12 protein-coding genes are annotated in these 15384 nt (G+C 72.0%); 6 read left to right on the top strand and 6 right to left on the bottom strand.

Annotated elements, in window-relative coordinates:
* Positions 1 to 4 precede the first annotated feature (4 nt).
* Together leuA and AC3EN4_RS09090 are read right to left on the bottom strand one after the other, a co-directional pair.
* Positions 5 to 1756, bottom strand: coding sequence for a 2-isopropylmalate synthase (leuA, locus tag AC3EN4_RS09095; RefSeq protein ID WP_435205466.1), 1752 nt, complete (start codon positions 1754 to 1756; stop codon positions 5 to 7).
* Positions 1757 to 1993: 237 nt separating this feature from the next.
* Positions 1994 to 3265, bottom strand: a complete 1272-nt coding sequence (locus AC3EN4_RS09090) for an MFS transporter (RefSeq protein ID WP_435205465.1) — start codon at positions 3263 to 3265, stop codon at positions 1994 to 1996.
* 78 nt (positions 3266 to 3343) lie between these two features.
* On the opposite strand from AC3EN4_RS09090, the gene AC3EN4_RS09085 reads away from it, so the two are divergent.
* Positions 3344 to 4330 (top strand): ArsR/SmtB family transcription factor, encoded by a 987-nt coding sequence (locus tag AC3EN4_RS09085; protein ID WP_488179817.1) that lies wholly within the window; start codon positions 3344 to 3346, stop codon positions 4328 to 4330.
* Positions 4331 to 4361: 31 nt separating this feature from the next.
* On the opposite strand, the gene AC3EN4_RS09080 is transcribed toward AC3EN4_RS09085, so the two are convergent.
* Together AC3EN4_RS09080 and AC3EN4_RS09075 are read right to left on the bottom strand one after the other, a co-directional pair.
* Positions 4362 to 4892, bottom strand: coding sequence for a nitroreductase family protein (locus AC3EN4_RS09080; RefSeq protein WP_422737336.1), 531 nt, complete (start codon positions 4890 to 4892; stop codon positions 4362 to 4364).
* Positions 4893 to 4977: 85 nt separating this feature from the next.
* Entirely contained in the window at positions 4978 to 5763 is a 786-nt protein-coding gene (locus tag AC3EN4_RS09075) for a hypothetical protein (RefSeq protein ID WP_435205463.1), read from the bottom strand.
* Between the two features lie 267 nt (positions 5764 to 6030).
* On the opposite strand from AC3EN4_RS09075, the gene AC3EN4_RS09070 reads away from it, so the two are divergent.
* Positions 6031 to 7296, top strand: coding sequence for an aspartate kinase (locus AC3EN4_RS09070; protein ID WP_354856481.1), 1266 nt, complete (start codon positions 6031 to 6033; stop codon positions 7294 to 7296).
* A gap of 5 nt (positions 7297 to 7301) precedes the next feature.
* Complete coding sequence (locus AC3EN4_RS09065; protein ID WP_435205462.1) at positions 7302 to 8363, top strand: aspartate-semialdehyde dehydrogenase; 1062 nt, start codon at positions 7302 to 7304, stop codon at positions 8361 to 8363.
* A 221-nt stretch (positions 8364 to 8584) separates the two neighbouring features.
* Here AC3EN4_RS09065 and AC3EN4_RS09060 read toward each other — a convergent pair whose 3' ends face one another.
* Positions 8585 to 9994, bottom strand: a complete 1410-nt coding sequence (locus tag AC3EN4_RS09060; protein ID WP_435205461.1) for a GGDEF domain-containing protein — start codon at positions 9992 to 9994, stop codon at positions 8585 to 8587.
* A gap of 164 nt (positions 9995 to 10158) precedes the next feature.
* Here AC3EN4_RS09060 and AC3EN4_RS09055 point away from each other — a divergent pair, with 164 nt between their 5' ends.
* From AC3EN4_RS09055 to AC3EN4_RS09045, 3 genes are all read left to right on the top strand, one after another.
* On the top strand, positions 10159 to 10938 hold the full coding sequence (locus AC3EN4_RS09055) for a phosphodiesterase (protein WP_435205460.1): 780 nt from the start codon (positions 10159 to 10161) through the stop codon (positions 10936 to 10938).
* An 11-nt stretch (positions 10939 to 10949) separates the two neighbouring features.
* Entirely contained in the window at positions 10950 to 11603 is a 654-nt protein-coding gene (locus tag AC3EN4_RS09050) for a histone deacetylase (RefSeq protein ID WP_435205459.1), read from the top strand.
* A 293-nt stretch (positions 11604 to 11896) separates the two neighbouring features.
* On the top strand, positions 11897 to 13603 hold the full coding sequence (locus tag AC3EN4_RS09045) for a bifunctional metallophosphatase/5'-nucleotidase (protein WP_435205458.1): 1707 nt from the start codon (positions 11897 to 11899) through the stop codon (positions 13601 to 13603).
* A gap of 441 nt (positions 13604 to 14044) precedes the next feature.
* On the opposite strand, the gene AC3EN4_RS09040 is transcribed toward AC3EN4_RS09045, so the two are convergent.
* Complete coding sequence (locus tag AC3EN4_RS09040) at positions 14045 to 15328, bottom strand: MFS transporter (protein ID WP_435205457.1); 1284 nt, start codon at positions 15326 to 15328, stop codon at positions 14045 to 14047.
* Positions 15329 to 15384: the final 56 nt, after the last annotated feature.

Here is a 15384-nt window from a genome sequence, read left to right as displayed (position 1 = left end):
TGGGTCAGCGGCGGGCGCGGTTGACCGCGCTGGTGACCGCCTTGATCGAGGCGGTCACGATGTTGGCGTCGGTGCCGACACCCCAGACCGTCCGACCGTCCACCTCGCACTCCACGTACGCGGCGGCCTGCGCGTCACCACCGGAGGACAGCGCGTGCTCGTGGTAGTCGAGCACCCGTACGCCCACGCCGATCGACTGGAGCGCGTTGACGTACGCGTCGATGGGGCCGTTGCCGACCGCGGTGAGCGACCGCTGCTCGCCGCCCACGCCCACCTGGGCGTCGATCTCGACCTTGCCGTCGGCGGTGCCGATCGTGTAGCCGGCGAACCGGACCGCCGGGTCGGGCTGGTGGTCCAACAGGTAGTGCGTCGCGAAGATCTCCCACATGGCGGCCGGGTCGACCTCGCCGCCGTCGTGGTCGGTGACCTGCTGCACCACGCCGGAGAACTCGATCTGGAGCCGGCGCGGCAGGTCGAGCTGGTGCTCGCTCTTCATGATGTACGCGACGCCGCCCTTGCCGGACTGCGAGTTGACCCGGATGACCGCCTCGTAGGTGCGGCCCAGGTCCTTCGGGTCGATCGGCAGGTACGGCACCGCCCAGGTGTGCTCGTCCACCGGTACGCCGGCGGCCTTCGCGTCGGCGGCCAGGGCGTCGAAGCCCTTCTTGATGGCGTCCTGGTGGGAGCCGGAGAAGGCGGTGTAGACCAGGTCGCCCGCGTACGGGTGGCGCTCGTGCACCGGCAGTTGGTTGCAGTACTCGACGGCCCGGCGGATCTCGTCGATGTTCGAGAAGTCGATCATCGGGTCGATGCCCTGCGAGAAGATGTTCAGCCCCAGCGTCACCAGGTCGACGTTGCCGGTGCGCTCGCCGTTGCCGAACAGACAGCCCTCGATGCGGTCCGCACCGGCCAGCAGACCCAGCTCGGCGGCGGCCACCCCGGTGCCCCGGTCGTTGTGCGGGTGCAGGCTCAGCACCACGCTGTCGCGGCGCGGCAGGCGCCGGTGCATCCACTCGATCGAGTCGGCGTACACGTTCGGGGTGGCCATCTCGACGGTGGCCGGCAGGTTGATGATCAGCGGACGGTCGGGCGTCGGGTCGATCACGTCGATGACCTTGCTGCACACCTCCAGCGCGTACTCCAGCTCGGTGCCCGTGTACGACTCCGGCGAGTACTCGTAGAAGATCTCGGTGTCCGGGGTGTGGATCTCCGCGTACTTCTGGCAGAGCCGCGCGCCCGTGGTGGCGATGTCGGCGATGCCGTCGCGGTCCAGGCCGAAGACCACCCGCCGCTGGAGGGTCGAGGTCGAGTTGTAGAAGTGCACGATCGCGCGCTTGGCGCCGCGCAGCGACTCGAACGTCCGGTCGATCAGGTGCTCCCGGCACTGCGTGAGCACCTGGATGGTGACGTCGTCCGGGATCATGTCCTGCTCGATGAGCTGCCGGACGAAGTCGAAGTCGGTCTGGCTGGCCGACGGGAAGCCGACCTCGATCTCCTTGTAGCCCATCTGCACCAGCAGCTGGAACATCCGCCGCTTGCGCTCGGGCGACATCGGGTCGATCAGCGCCTGGTTGCCGTCGCGCAGGTCCACCGCGCACCAGCGCGGGGCGGCGTCGACGGTGCGGGTGGGCCAGGTGCGGTCCGGCAGGTCGACCCGGAACTGCTCCTGGTAGGGCTGGTAGCGGTGGTACGGCATCCGGCTCGGGCGTTGCCGGGCGATCGGATCGGTCTCGGCGTCGGTGACAGGTTGAGCCATCTCAGAGTGCTCCCTGGAACATGTGGCGTCAGCAGATCGGAAGGTGTCGGCGGATTGCCGGGCGACGATGCGCGGCGGTGCCGAGAGGAAACTCAGATGTGCTGGACGGCGCGAAGCGACTCCGCGACGAGGTGCCGGCCGGTCAGGCCTCGTCGCGGCGGCTAAGGAGGAGAAGCGCCCGCCACATGACCAGGTCACCCTACGTGATGGAACGAGGGCTGCAAAGGCTGGTCCGGACTATGGGATCAATGTCATCGTCGGCTCCGGGGCCTGGGAACCCAGCCTCGGTGTCCTTCCGGCCCAGGCCACGGCGGGCCCGATCGCCGCTGCGACCAGCACGAAGATCGCTGCCGTCGGTAACCAACCCCAGCCGCCGGTGCTCACCCCGAGCGCGGTCAACCCGGCCGGGGCGATCAGGTACTGCACCTGTCTGCCGAGGTCGAACGCCCCCACGTACGCGCCGCGCTGCTCGTCGGGCGGAAGGGTGGCGGTGAACCCCCAGGCACCCGCCGACTGGATCAGCTCGGCGAGGATCAGCAGGATCGCGGCGGCCACCAGCACCACGACGGTGAGCGCGCCCCGGGTGACCGAGGAGATCGGCAGGACCAGGCAGGACAGGGCGATCAGCAGGCCACCACGGCGGGAGGCCCGCGCCGCGCCCGAGGCGGTGTCGGCGCCCCGGCTGACGCGTACCTGGAGCAGCACGATCAGCACCGTGTTGAGCAGCACCAGGGCGGCGATCACCGTCTTCGGAGCGTCGGTGTGGGTGAGGATCCAGAGCGGCAGAACCGTCAGGTACAGCACCCCGTGCGCGGTGAGCAGCCCGGAGAGCAGGGACACCGCCATGAACGGCCGGTCCCGGAGCACGGCGAGCCGGCTCATCGGCTCCTCCGTCCGGGCGACCTGCGGCAGCGCAGGCAGTCGCCGGACGAACAGGGCCGTCACCAGGATCACCGCCGCGATGAACCAGACCATCGCCCGGTACGCCTCGATCGTGTCGATCGCCAGCACCACTCCGCTGATCACCGCGCCCAGCCCGAAGCCGACGTTCAACGACGACCGCTGGTACGCCATCGCGGTGACCCGTTCGGCGGGCGGGAGCGCGTTGATCGAGTAGACCTGCCGGGCCACGCCCGTCGACGCGTCCACCGCCGCCAACGCCACCACCACGGCGAGGAAACTCGCGAAGCCGCCCACGAACGGGTACGACGCGAAGAGCGCTGCGTCCAGCACCAGCCCCACCACCCACACCCGCTGCGGCCCGTACCGGTCGGTGAGCCCACCCAGCGGCACCGTGCCCAGCAGTGACACCCCCGCCGCGATGGACAGGCCCAGCCCGACCTGGGCGGCGCTGAGCCCCAACGCCCGGGTGAAGAAGACGGCGCTGCCGGCGTGGAACAGGCCGCTGCCGACGGCGTAGACCATGGCCTGCACGGCCAGCGCGCGGGTCAACCCGGCCGGCGGTACGACGTTTGCGACAGCGGTGCGAATGGTTTCTCTGGCCCCCATGGCAGGGGAGTGAACCGTCCCCCCACGAGATAGGTCGAGCCTTTTAGGCTGGACCGAATCCTGCTCCCGGGGGTGCGTGTGTCCGAGTTGCGGTTCAGCCTCGCTGACGTGGCGGGCGTACGGCTCGCCGTGTCGCCGGTCAACGAGACGGTGATGAGCATGTGGGCGCTGGCCAGCCCCGTCTACCACGCGGTGCACCTGCCCTGGACCGACCGCGCCCGGGTCACGATGCGTCGGCCCGAGGTGGCCACCCGGGTTCGACCGCTGGTGGAGCTGGCCCGGCCGCGTTGCTGGCTGCCCGACTTCCTCACCCCGGCGGCCCGACCGAACGTGGAGATGGCCGAACAGCTCGACCAGATCGCCGCGACACCGCCGGCCGTGGTGGTCCAGGACCTGCTGGCAACCACCCCGCGCCGGCCGCTGAGCCCGTTCGGGCAGGCGCTGCTCGCCGACCCCCGCGGGCTGCTGCCGCAGCTCGTCGACGCGGTGCGGGTCTGGTACGACGAGGCGATCGCCCCGGACTGGCCGCGGATGCGGGCGCTGCTCGACGCCGACGTGGCCTACCGCGCCGCCCAGCTCGCCGAGAACGGCGCCGGTCGGTTCTTCGAGCAGCTCCACCCGAGCCTGCGCTGGCACGGGGACCGGGTGATCAGCGACGACCCGTTCGGGCGGGACTTCGACCTGCGGGACCGGGGGTTGGCGCTCAACCCGACGGTGTTCAGCGAACACCGGGTGCTGTGGAACCTGCTGGAGGATTCGCTGCCGGTCGGCGCGTACCCGGTCCGGGCGGTCGGGACGCTCTGGGAGACGGCCGCGCCGCCACCGGGCGACCCGCTGGCCCGGGTGGTCGGCTCCGGCCGGGCGGCGCTGCTGTACCTGCTCGACACGGCGACCACCACCACCGATCTGGCCCGGCGTACCGGGATGTCGGCCGGGAACGTCTCGGCGCACCTGACCGCGCTGCACGCCGCCGGCCTGGTCGACCGCGCTCGACAGGGCCGGCACGTCCTCTACCGCAACACCGACGCGGCGGCGGTGCTGCTGCGCGCCAGCCGGGGCGGCTGAGGTCAGGGTCGGACGCCTTCCGAAAACAGCGCTAGGCGAGCAACAGCTCGGCGACCGGACGGCGGTGCCGCAGCCCGGTCTCGCTGGCGCGCAGCTCGGCCGGCAGGGCGAACGGGTCGCCGAGTCGCCCGACCGCGGCGACCACCAGCGGTCGGATGCCGCCGGGCAGGTCGAGTTCGGTGGCGAGGCCGGCCCGGTCGAACCGGGTGAGCTGACGGACGTGCAGGCCGAGGGCGGTGGCCTGGAGGGTCAGGTGGGCGATGGCCTGACCGAGGTCGTACGCGGCCCGCTCGGCGTCGCCGCCGGTGTGCGCGCCGACGACCAGGGTCGCGGCGTGTCGGGCCCAGCACTGGTCGTCGTCCGGGAGGTTGATCAGGATGCGCTTGAAGTTCTCGTCGTCCCGGTGCCCGAGGGCGAACCGCCAGGGCTGCCCGTTGTCCGTCGACGGCGCCCACCGCGCGGCCTCCAGCAGCGAGGCCGCCTCCGCCGACGTCAGGGTGGCGCTCGGGTCGAAGGCCCTGGGACTCCAGCGGAAGGCGAGGAGCGGGGTCAGGTCAGCCATGACGGCGATCGTCCCCTATGGGGGTTTTTCGGGGGGGAAGTGGGCTGTCCGAATGTGGGCAAGAGCACCCGTAACGGTACGAAGATCAGGACGTTCCCGCGCTCGGGCTGACCGACGGGTCGGGAGTCGGCGGCGCCGCCGTGCCGAGCGGTTCTCCGTCCACCACCGGGCCGGCCAACTGCACGGTGGCGGGCGCCGCGCCCGGCGGGGCGGCCAGTCGGAGCGTCCCCGCCCCGGTCCGGACCCCGGTCGGCGTGCCGTCCGGGTCGAAGCAGTAGATGCCGACGTCCAGCGGCGCGTTGAGCGAGGCGGACGTGGAGTCGACCGAGTAACAGGCGCCGGTGAGGCCCTTGGGCGTGGCCGCCACGGCCACCGCGAGCGGCGCGCGCCGGTCGGTCAGCACGTCCAACCAGTCGGTGAGCGGGTGCTGGATCCGGGGATCCAGCTTGCGTGGAATGGCGTCGTCGCGCTCGCCGAGGCGTACGCACCGCGCCGGCTCCGGGTGGCCCGTCGAGGGCAGCGCGCACTGGAACAGGCCGTCGGCCGTGGCGGCCAGCGAGACGTCGGCGGTGCCGCCGAGTGCCCCACCCGGTACGTCGACCCGCCAACTGCCGTCGTTCGCGCTGGTGAACACCATGGTGCGGTCGGGTTGGCCGCTCCCGCTGAACACGTACTGCGCCACCAGGTGGCGATCCTGTGCGGCGGCGGCCAGGGCGGCCAGCTCGTCCCGGGCGCCGTCCACCTGGACCGGCCCGGGGTCGGCCGGCGGCGGGGACGGGGGCGGGGCGCTGTCGCAGGCGACCAGGGCTGCCGGCAGGGCGAGCACGAGCAGTCCGAGCAGGCGGCCGGCCGAACGGTAGAGGACGGGCACCGGCCCATTCTGGTGGGTGCCGAGCGCCGGTGGGCAACGGCGCACAGCGGTCGCCTCCCGGCGTGTCGGGGCGGCTTGTCCGCGTACCTCCGGCCCTTCGCGGACCTGGCCGACCGCGTCGGCCGGACGGCCGCGCGGGCCGGATGGTGGGATCACCCGTCCCACCGCCGTGACCCGCCGGATACCCTCAAGGGGTTTGACACGCGCCGCCGGCCCCGGTTCCGGCGGCGTCGGCACGCTCAGGGTCGCTGGGAGGGAGTGCACGTCGTGGCACTCGTGGTGCAGAAGTACGGCGGGTCCTCCGTCGCCAACGCCGAGCGGATCAAGCGGGTGGCGGAGCGCATCGTCGCCGCCCGCAAGGCCGGCGACGACGTGGTGGTGGTGGTCTCCGCGATGGGGGACACCACCGACGAGCTGCTCGACCTGGCCAACCAGGTCAGCCCGCTGCCGCCGGGCCGCGAGCTGGACATGCTGCTCACCGCCGGGGAGCGGATCTCCATGGCCCTGCTGGCCATGGCCATCCACAACCTGGGGTACGAGGCCCGCTCGTTCACCGGCTCGCAGGCCGGCGTGATCACCACGTCGGTGCACGGCCGCGCCCGGATCATCGACGTCACCCCGGGGCGGCTCAAGGGCGCGCTCGACGAGGGTTCGGTGGTCATCGTGGCCGGCTTCCAGGGCGTCTCGCAGGACACCAAGGACGTCACCACGCTGGGTCGGGGCGGTTCGGACACCACCGCCGTGGCGCTCGCCGCCGCCCTGCACGCCGACGTCTGCGAGATCTACACCGACGTGGACGGCATCTTCACCGCCGACCCGCGGATCGTGCCCAACGCCCGGCACATCAAGGACATCACGTACGAGGAGATGCTCGAGCTGGCCGCGTGCGGCGCGAAGGTGCTGCACCTGCGTAGCGTGGAGTACGCCCGCCGGGCGGGGTTGCCGATCCACGTCCGTTCGTCATACTCGACCAACACCGGCACGATGGTCACCGGATCGATGGAGGACCTTTCCGTGGAGCAGGCACTGATCACCGGGGTCGCGCACGACCGCAGCGAGGCCAAGATCACGATCGTCGGGGTGCCCGACGAACCGGGTGCCGCCGCACGGATCTTCGACACCGTCGCCGGTGCCGAGATCAACATCGACATGATCGTGCAGAACGTCTCCACCGAGGGCACCGGCCGCACGGACATCTCGTTCACCCTGCCCAAGGCCGACGGCCCGACCGCGATGGCCGCGCTCAGCAAGATCCAGGAGCCGGTCAAGTTCAAGGGCCTGCTCTACGACGACCACGTCGGCAAGGTGTCGCTGATCGGCGCCGGCATGCGCTCGCACCCCGGCGTGGCCGCCGGCTTCTTCGCCGCGCTCGGCGCCGCCGGGGTCAACATCGAGATGATCTCCACCTCCGAGATCCGGGTCTCCGTGGTCTGCCGGGACACCGACCTCGACGCCGCGGTACGCGCCATCCACGATCAGTTCGAGCTGGGCGGCGACACCGAAGCCGTGGTCTACGCCGGGACGGGTAGGTAGCGCCGATGACGGCGCTGCCCACCCTCGCCGTGGTCGGAGCGACAGGTGCCGTCGGCACCGTGATGTGCGAGCTGCTCACCGGGCGTCGCAACGTCTGGGGCGAGATCCGGCTCATCGCCTCCGAGCGGTCGGTCGGCAAGCGGGTGCGCTGCCGAGGCGAGGAGATCGTCGTCCAGGCGTTGACCCCGGAGGCGTTCGACGGGGTCGACGTGGCCATGTTCGACGTGCCGGACGAGGTCTCCGCCGAGTGGGCGCCGATCGCCGTCGAGCGGGGCGCGATCGCGGTGGACAACTCCGGTGCCTTCCGGATGGACCGTGACGTCCCGCTCGTCGTCCCGGAGATCAACCCCGAGCAGGTCCGCAACCGGCCCCGGGGCATCATCGCCAACGCCAACTGCACCACCCTCGCGATGATCATCGCAGTTGCGCCGCTGCACCGCGAGTACGGCCTGCGGGAACTGGTGCTCGCCTCCTACCAGGCGGTTTCCGGTGCCGGTCAGGCCGGCGTGGACATCCTGCACGACCAGCTCGCCAAGGTCGCCGGGGATCGGGCGCTCGGCTCGCGTACCGGTGACGTCCGCCAGGCGGTCGGCGATGACCTCGGCCCGTTCCCGGCGCCGCTGGCGCTCAACGTGGTGCCCTGGGCGGGCTCGTCGGCCGACGCAGGCTGGTCGTCGGAGGAGATGAAAATCCGCAACGAGTCGCGGAAGATCCTCGGCCTGCCCGACCTCAAGGTGTCCGCCACCTGCGTCCGGGTGCCGGTGGTGACCGCCCACTCGGTCGCCGTACACGCGGTCTTCGCCACCGAGGTCGACGCCGAGGGCGCCCGCGAGGCGCTGCGCAACGCGCCCGGCGTGATCCTGGTCGACGACCCGGCCGCGGGCGAGTTCCCGATGCCGATCGACGCCGTCGGCACCGACCCGTCCTGGGTCGGCCGCATCCGCCGCGCCCTGGACGACCCGCGCGCCCTGGACTTCTTCGTCACCGGCGACAACCTCCGCAAGGGCGCAGCCCTCAACACAGCCCAGATAGCCGAACTCCTAGCCAAAGAACTCCGCACCCCGTAACCCGCCGCGCCCTGCCCCGCGCCGCGCCCTGCCCCGCGCCGCGCCCCGCGCCGCGCCCTGCCCCGCGCCGCGCCCTGCCCCGCGCCCTGCCGCGGCGATCTTGCACTTTCTGTCGCCGCATAAGGTGTGAAGGCGGGCAAAACGACAACCGAAAGTGCAAGATCGGCGCGGGGGCGGGCGCGGGCGCGGGGGCGGGCGCGGGGGCGGGCGCGGGCGCGGGGTTAGGCGGCGGCTAGGTGGACTCCGTCTCGGCCTTGGCGTTTTACCGCGTACAGGGCCTGGTCGGCTCTCTTGAGGGTGCGGTCGGGGGTTTCGCCTGGTCTCGGCAGCGCGACGCCGACGCTGATCGTGCGGCCGGTACGGCGGGCCGCCTCGGCCAACCGTTCGGCGATCCGGACCGCCTCCTCGGGGCGGCTCACCTCGATCACCGCAACGAACTCGTCACCGCCGATCCGGTACAGCTCGTCGCCGTGCCGCAGCGCGCCCTCCAGTGCCCGGGCCAACCCGACCAGCACCTGGTCGCCGGCCTGGTGCCCGTACGTGTCGTTGACCGTCTTGAAGCCGTCCACGTCGATCGCCAGCAGGGCGGTACGCCCCGGGGTGGCCGCCGCGATCCGCTGCCCGAACGGGCCGGTGTGCCGCAGTCCGGTGAGCGGGTCCGAGCTGGCCTGCTCCCGCAGCCGGGCGAGGGTACGCAGCCGGTCCAGGCTGGTCCACGCCTGCCCGGCGAGCAACTCCATGAGGCTGACCGTGGTGGGGTCCGGGTGCAGTGCGCGCTCGTCGGCGACCAGCAGCACTCCGCCTGCGTCCGCCGGCCCGACCGGTACGGCGACCAGCGTGCGCACCCCCGCCCGGGTCAACGGTCGGTAGTCCTCGGTCGGCGGGTGCCCGGCCTCGCCCAGCGTGTATCCGGCGCCGTACCGGTGGGCCCGCTCGACCATCCGGTCCAGGGCGGCCGGGCCCGCGCCGGCCAGTTCGGTCCGGATCCGGGTCTCCAGGTCATCCGGCGTCGCCGGGGGCGGGTCGAGTTGACCACCGATCAGCAGCACGGCGGTGGAGAGGGTGGACACCTCCCGGGCGGCCTCGGTCGCCGCGCCGACCACGGCCGCCTCGGTCGGGGCGGCGGACAGCGCCGCGGCGTGCCGGAGCAGCTTCTCGCTGCGGCTCTCGGACGGCGGGCCACCCAGGGCGGCGATCCGCGCGCCGAGCCGGGTCGCCAGCCGTTGCGCGGTCTCCCGCCACGGCCGCAGGTCGACCGGGTCAGTCCACTGCAGGTCCAGGACGCCGATCACCCGACCGCCCGAGTCGCGTACCGGCACGCACAGTTCGGTCGTCACGTCGGGGCGTACCGGTAGGTAGTCCGGGTCGACGGCGACGTCCGGGATCACGGCGGCGGTGCCGCTGGCGTACACCCGGCCGACGATCCCGGTACGCGCCGGTACGGTCGCGAAGACCTGCCACGCGCCGGTCGCCGCCACGCAGCGCAGCCGGTCGTGGGCCTCGAGCAGCACCGAGATGGTGGCCGGGGTGTGGTGGGACAGTGCGTTGACCGTCCACCGACAGGCCTCCGGCGCGCTGGACGCCATCGACAGGCGGACGGTGACGTCACGGATGACTCGCTGATGATCCACTCGCACGTCGTTCCAGGTAGGGAAGGGGCTGGAGCAAGCGTACTCACGTTCGCGGAGTGGGCCTTCAGCTTCGTACACATGTGCTATCCACAGGCTGTGGACGGGCCTGTGGGAAGTGGCGGCGGACGATAGCGTGGAGGTTCCGGTGCCGAGGAGGCAGCCACGTGATCATCGCGCAGATCAGCGACCCGCACCTGACCACCGGGCTGCTCGCCGCCGAGCCCGCCGCCGGGCTGCACCGGGCGCTCGGCCGGGTGCTCGCCCTGCGCCCGCGACCGGACTGCGTCGTCATCACCGGCGACCTGGCCGACCACGGCCGACCGGACGAGTACGCGGCGCTGCGCGATCTGATCGGGCGGTTCCCACTGCCGATCTACCTGGCCACTGGCAACCACGACGACCGCGAGTCGCTGCTCGACGCGTTCGGCGGCACGCCCTGGCTCGGCGGCGGTTTCTCCGCCTACTACCACGTCGACCACGAGGCGGCGACCATCGTGGTGCTTGACTCCCTCGTCCCGGGCAGCGACGCGGGCCAACTCGGCGAGGAACAGCTCGGCTGGCTCGACGGGGTCCTCGCGGGCCGGCCGGAGGTGCCCGCCATCCTCTGCCTGCACCACCCGCCGGTCGCGGTCGGCATCCCCGCGGCGGACGCCATCCGCCTCGCCGACGGGCCCGCGCTGGCCGAGGTGATCGGCCGGCACCGGCACGTCGTGCGGGTCGCCGCCGGGCACCTGCACCGCACGGTGACCACGGGGTACGCGGGCACGGTCCTCACCGTGGCGCCCAGCACCTGGAAGCAGAGCACCCTCACCATGGCCACGGACGAGGTGATCGGCTGGGTCGCCGAGCCGACCGCCTTCCTGCTGCACCGGATCGGGCCGGACGGCTGCGTGACGCACACCGTGCAGGTCAGCCACTCGGCCGGGCAGACCTGCGGCTTCTGAAGGCCGTCGCCGTGCTCGTCTGGTACGTCGCGTACGGGTCGAACATGCACGCCGCCCGGCTCGCCTGGTACATCGGCGGTGGCTGCCCACCCGGCGGTCGGCGGACGTACCCGGGTTGCCGCGACAACCGCCCACCGAGCCGGTCGGCGCCGGTGTGGATGCCCGGCGGGATCTACTTCGCCGGCGAGTCCGGCGCGTGGACCGGCGGTATGGCGTTCTACGACCCGGAGCTGCCGGGCGCGGCCGCCGCGCGGGCCTACCTGGTGACCGTCGAGCAGTTCACCGACATCGCCGCCCAAGAGATGTACCGCCCGACGGGCGACACCGACGACCTGCTCCCCGCGACAAGCGCGGCCATCGACGCGGCCGTCGCCCACGGGCGGGCGACGCTCGGCCCGGGCCGCTACGAGACCCTGGTCTGCCCCGGTCGCCGTGCCGGCGTACCGATGCTCACCTTCACCGCCCCTGAACCGGCGTCCGCGGTGCCGCATCGGCCACCGGCACCGGCCTACCTGGGCATGATCGCCCGAGGGCTGCACGAGTCGCACGGCTGGCCGGCCGAACGGATCGCCGAGTACCTGGCGCGGCGTCCCGGAGTGGCCGACGGCTGGAAGCGCGACAGGGTCACGACCCTGGTTGCCGAGGCGCTCGTCGGGATCGGGTGATCCCGTCCTCTCTGGACGATCGGATCGACGATGTTCCGCGACCGGTCATCGACCGTTCGTCCGGTCGCCGTGCGGCGAGTACGGGCGTATGCGCAGCTCTGGCGGGCTTCCCGACGCGTCGGTTGCGATCCGTTTGCTCGACTCGACCGACCGGCGTCCGGATGAGAGGCTGTCGGAGCGGGCGGCGATCCCCGACCGCCGCCTATCCGCGACCGACCCTTCCGACGGTGTCGGTCGGCGGCCCGGCCGACCCACAGGCCGGGCACCGTACGCCGATTCTCACGAGGAGTTTCATGTCCATTCCCGGGATGCGCCGGGCCGCTGTCGGCCTGACCGCGCTCGCGGTGGCAGCGCTCGGCGCGGTCGCCACCACCCCCGAGCAGGCAGACGCGCGACCCAAGCCGGTCGACGTCACCCTGCTGGCACTCAACGACTTCCACGGCAACCTCGAACCCCCGAGCGGCTCCAGCGGCACCATCGCCGGGCAGACCGCGGGCGGTGTCGAATACCTTGCGACCCACCTGGCCGAGCTGCGCACCGCCGCCAAGAAGAAGAACACCATCACCGTCGCCGCCGGCGACCTGATCGGCGCGTCCCCGCTGCTCTCCGCCGCGTTCCACGACGAGCCGACCATCGAGGCCCTGAGCATGGCCGGTCTCGACTACGCCAGCGTCGGCAACCACGAGTTCGACGAGGGCGCCGCCGAGCTGCTGCGTATCCAGAACGGCGGCTGCCACCCGGTGGACGGCTGCGCCGACGGCACCCCCTACCGGGGCGCGGGCTTCAAGTACCTCTCCGCCAACGCCTTCAAGACGGCGACCGGCAAGCCGCTGATGGCGCCGTACGCGATCCACAAGGTGCAGGGCGTCAAGGTCGGCTTCATCGGGATGACCCTGGAGGGCACCCCGCAGATCGTCAGCCAGCAGGGCGTCGCCGGCCTCACCTTCACCGACGAGGCGGAGACCGCCAACCGGTACGCCCGCGAGCTGCGTCACAAGGGCGTACAGGCCATCGTCGTGCTGCTGCACGAGGGTGGCGCCCAGGCGTCGACCGGCGGCATCAACGACTGCGTCGGCATGACCGGGCCCATCGTGGACATCGCCAACCGGATGGACCCGTCGATCGACGTGGTGGTCAGCGGCCACACCCACCAGGCGTACAACTGCAACATCAACGGCAAGCTGGTCACCAGCGCCAGCTCGTTCGGCCGCCTGGTCACCGACATCGACCTGAAGATCGACCGCCACAGCGGTGACGTGGTGTCCGCCGCCGCGAACAACGTCGTCGTCACCCGGGACGTCGCCAAGGACCCGAAGCAGACGGCCCTGATCGACCGCTACAAGACCGTGCTCGGCCCGGTCGCCGACCGCCAGGTCGGCGAGACCACCGAGGCCATCACCAAGACCCAGGAAACCCTTTTCGGTACGACCCTTGGTGAGTCCCCGCTGGGCAATCTGATCGCCGACGCGCAGCTCGCCGCCACCGACGACGAACAGAACGCGGTGGCCGCCTTCATGAACCCGGGCGGTGTCCGGGCCGACCTCAACGCCGGGCCGGTCACCTACGAGGAGGCGTTCACGGTGCAGCCGTTCGCCAACAACCTGGTGACCCTCGACCTGACCGGTGCGCAGCTCTACTGCGTACTGGAGCAGCAGTTCGTCACCGGCCGGACGCTGTACCCGTCGTCGACCGTCGGCTACGTGGTCGACCCGGCCGGCACCACCGGCACCGCGGCCGACCCGTGCTCCGGCACCCGCGTGGTCCGGGGCAGCCTCACCATCGGTGGCACCGCCGTCGACACCGCCGCCACCTACCGGGTGACGGTGAACAACTTCCTGGCCGGCGGCGGCGACGGCTTCAGCGCCCTCACCGGCGGCACCAACCAGGTCACCGGCCAGATCGACCTGGACGCGTTCGTGGCGTACCTGACCGCGCAGTCGCCGGTCTCCGCCCCGACGCTGGACCGCATCCGCACCACCGCCGAGGTTCCCGCCGCCTGACGGCCGACCCCGCGACGATCGGGCCCCGGAGCACCCGCTCCGGGGCCCGATCCGTTCCCATCCCTGTTGCTGGCGGTCACATGATCACGCTCGAACCTGGAAGTAGTGGCCTCCGGGCGCGCGGACGCCACTCGATCCAGGATCGAGCGCGATCTTGCGGGATCGGCTCCGCGAGCAAGATCCGCGCGACATCGGGGATGTTGCTGCCTCCCGCGCCCCGGAGACAGCAACATCAGGGAGCTTGCGCGGATCTTGCGCCCCGGACGCCGGGCGCCGGACGCCGGGACGCCGGACGCGGGACGTCGGGCGCGGGGCGCCGGGCTCCGGGCGCCGGACGCGGGACGTCGGGCGCGGGACGCGGGGCGCCGGACGCCGGGTGCCGGGTGCTGGACGTCGGACGCCGCGGGCGTCGGGCTTGTCGGGCGCGGGGCGTGTCGGGTGTCAGGCGGGGGTGGGGGTCGGGTCGAGAGAGGTGGGGGTCGGCGTCAGCCGGCCGTCCTGGTCGGCGCTGAGCAGTCGGCGCAGCGAGACCGCGACCAGGGAGGCGACCAGGCAGCCGCCGACCACCGTCGCCACCCAGACCTTCCCGTCGGCGGCACCGATCAGCGGTCCGGCGGTCACCGGGCCGATGACACCGCTGATACCGAAGATCATTGAACTCATCGCGTTGTACCGGCCGCGCAGCTCGTCGGTGGCCAGCGCGTTGGTCAACGCGGGCATGACCGGTGACAGCATCGTCTCGCCGAAGCCGAAGATCGCCGAGCAGGCCACCACGCACGCGGCGGCCAACAGGGCATTCTCACCGCTGGTCAGGCCAGCCGCGCCGAGCACCAGCCAGGCGGTGGCGAAGACGGCACCCACCAGGGCCAACGCGCGGGTACGGCTGCGTCCCTCGATCCGGCGGATCACCACCAGTTGAGCGAGCACGATCATCACGGTGTTGGCGGCGAGCGCCCACGCCACCACCCGGGTGTGCACCTCGGCGACCCGCACCGCGTACGCGGCGAAGCCCACCTCGATCTGCGCGTATCCGCAGGTGGTGAGGATCAGGCCGAAGATCACCAGCCGTCGGAACGGACGGTCGCGGAGCACGGTCAGGTAACCGCCGTTCGACGGTTCGTCGCCGCCCGGACGGCTGCCGAGCCGGTGGCCCACCCCGGGCAGGGTGAGCAGGATGATCGCGGGCAGCAGGTAGGTCACCGCGTCCAGCAGGTAGATCGTCTGGAAGGTGCCGAGGCGGGTGGTGTCGACGATCGCGCCGGACGTCATGCCACCGATGCCGATGCCCAGGTTGAGCAGGGCGAAGTTGAGCCCGAACACGCGTTGCCGCTCATCGTCGTCGGTCAGCGAGGCGAGGATGGTGTTCTGCCCGGACCAGATCGCCGAGCTGCCGACGGCGATCACGGTCATCACCAGCAGGGCCGAGCCGGCCGAGTCGACAAGCGCCAGCGAACCCGTGCCGACCGCCTCGATCACCAGGCACGGCAGCACCACCCGACGTGCGCCGAACCGGTCGATCAGCGTCCCGCCCAGCGGCGACAGGGCCAGGGTGACCGCGCCGTACCAGCCGATCACGAGCCCGGCCCGGGCGTCGGTGAGTCCGCGTACATCGGTCAGGTAGATGAACAGGAACGGCAGGGTGAGGCCGCGCCCGATCGCCGACAGCACGGTGCCGACGAGGATCCGGCGGGCTTCTGGACGGCGAGGTAGAGCACGGCGCAGCATGTCCGGCATTCTGTGCGGTGGGTGTGACGTCAGGCGAACCGTTTTGGGCGGAGCTC

Source organism: Micromonospora sp. bgisy143, from assembly GCF_057708145.1.
Note: the sequence above shows the minus strand (reverse complement) of the source record. Positions and strands in the feature narration are given on the sequence as shown.

Coding starts and splice junctions, on each gene's coding strand:
- AC3EN4_RS09045 (WP_435205458.1), top strand. CDS start 11,897: ATGTCCATTCCCGGGATGCGCCGGGCCGCTGTCGGCCTGACCGCGCTC.
- AC3EN4_RS09040 (WP_435205457.1), bottom strand. CDS start 15,328: ATGCTGCGCCGTGCTCTACCTCGCCGTCCAGAAGCCCGCCGGATCCTC.
- AC3EN4_RS09065 (WP_435205462.1), top strand. CDS start 7,302: ATGACGGCGCTGCCCACCCTCGCCGTGGTCGGAGCGACAGGTGCCGTC.
- AC3EN4_RS09080 (WP_422737336.1), bottom strand. CDS start 4,892: ATGGCTGACCTGACCCCGCTCCTCGCCTTCCGCTGGAGTCCCAGGGCC.
- AC3EN4_RS09090 (WP_435205465.1), bottom strand. CDS start 3,265: ATGGGGGCCAGAGAAACCATTCGCACCGCTGTCGCAAACGTCGTACCG.
- leuA (WP_435205466.1), bottom strand. CDS start 1,756: ATGGCTCAACCTGTCACCGACGCCGAGACCGATCCGATCGCCCGGCAA.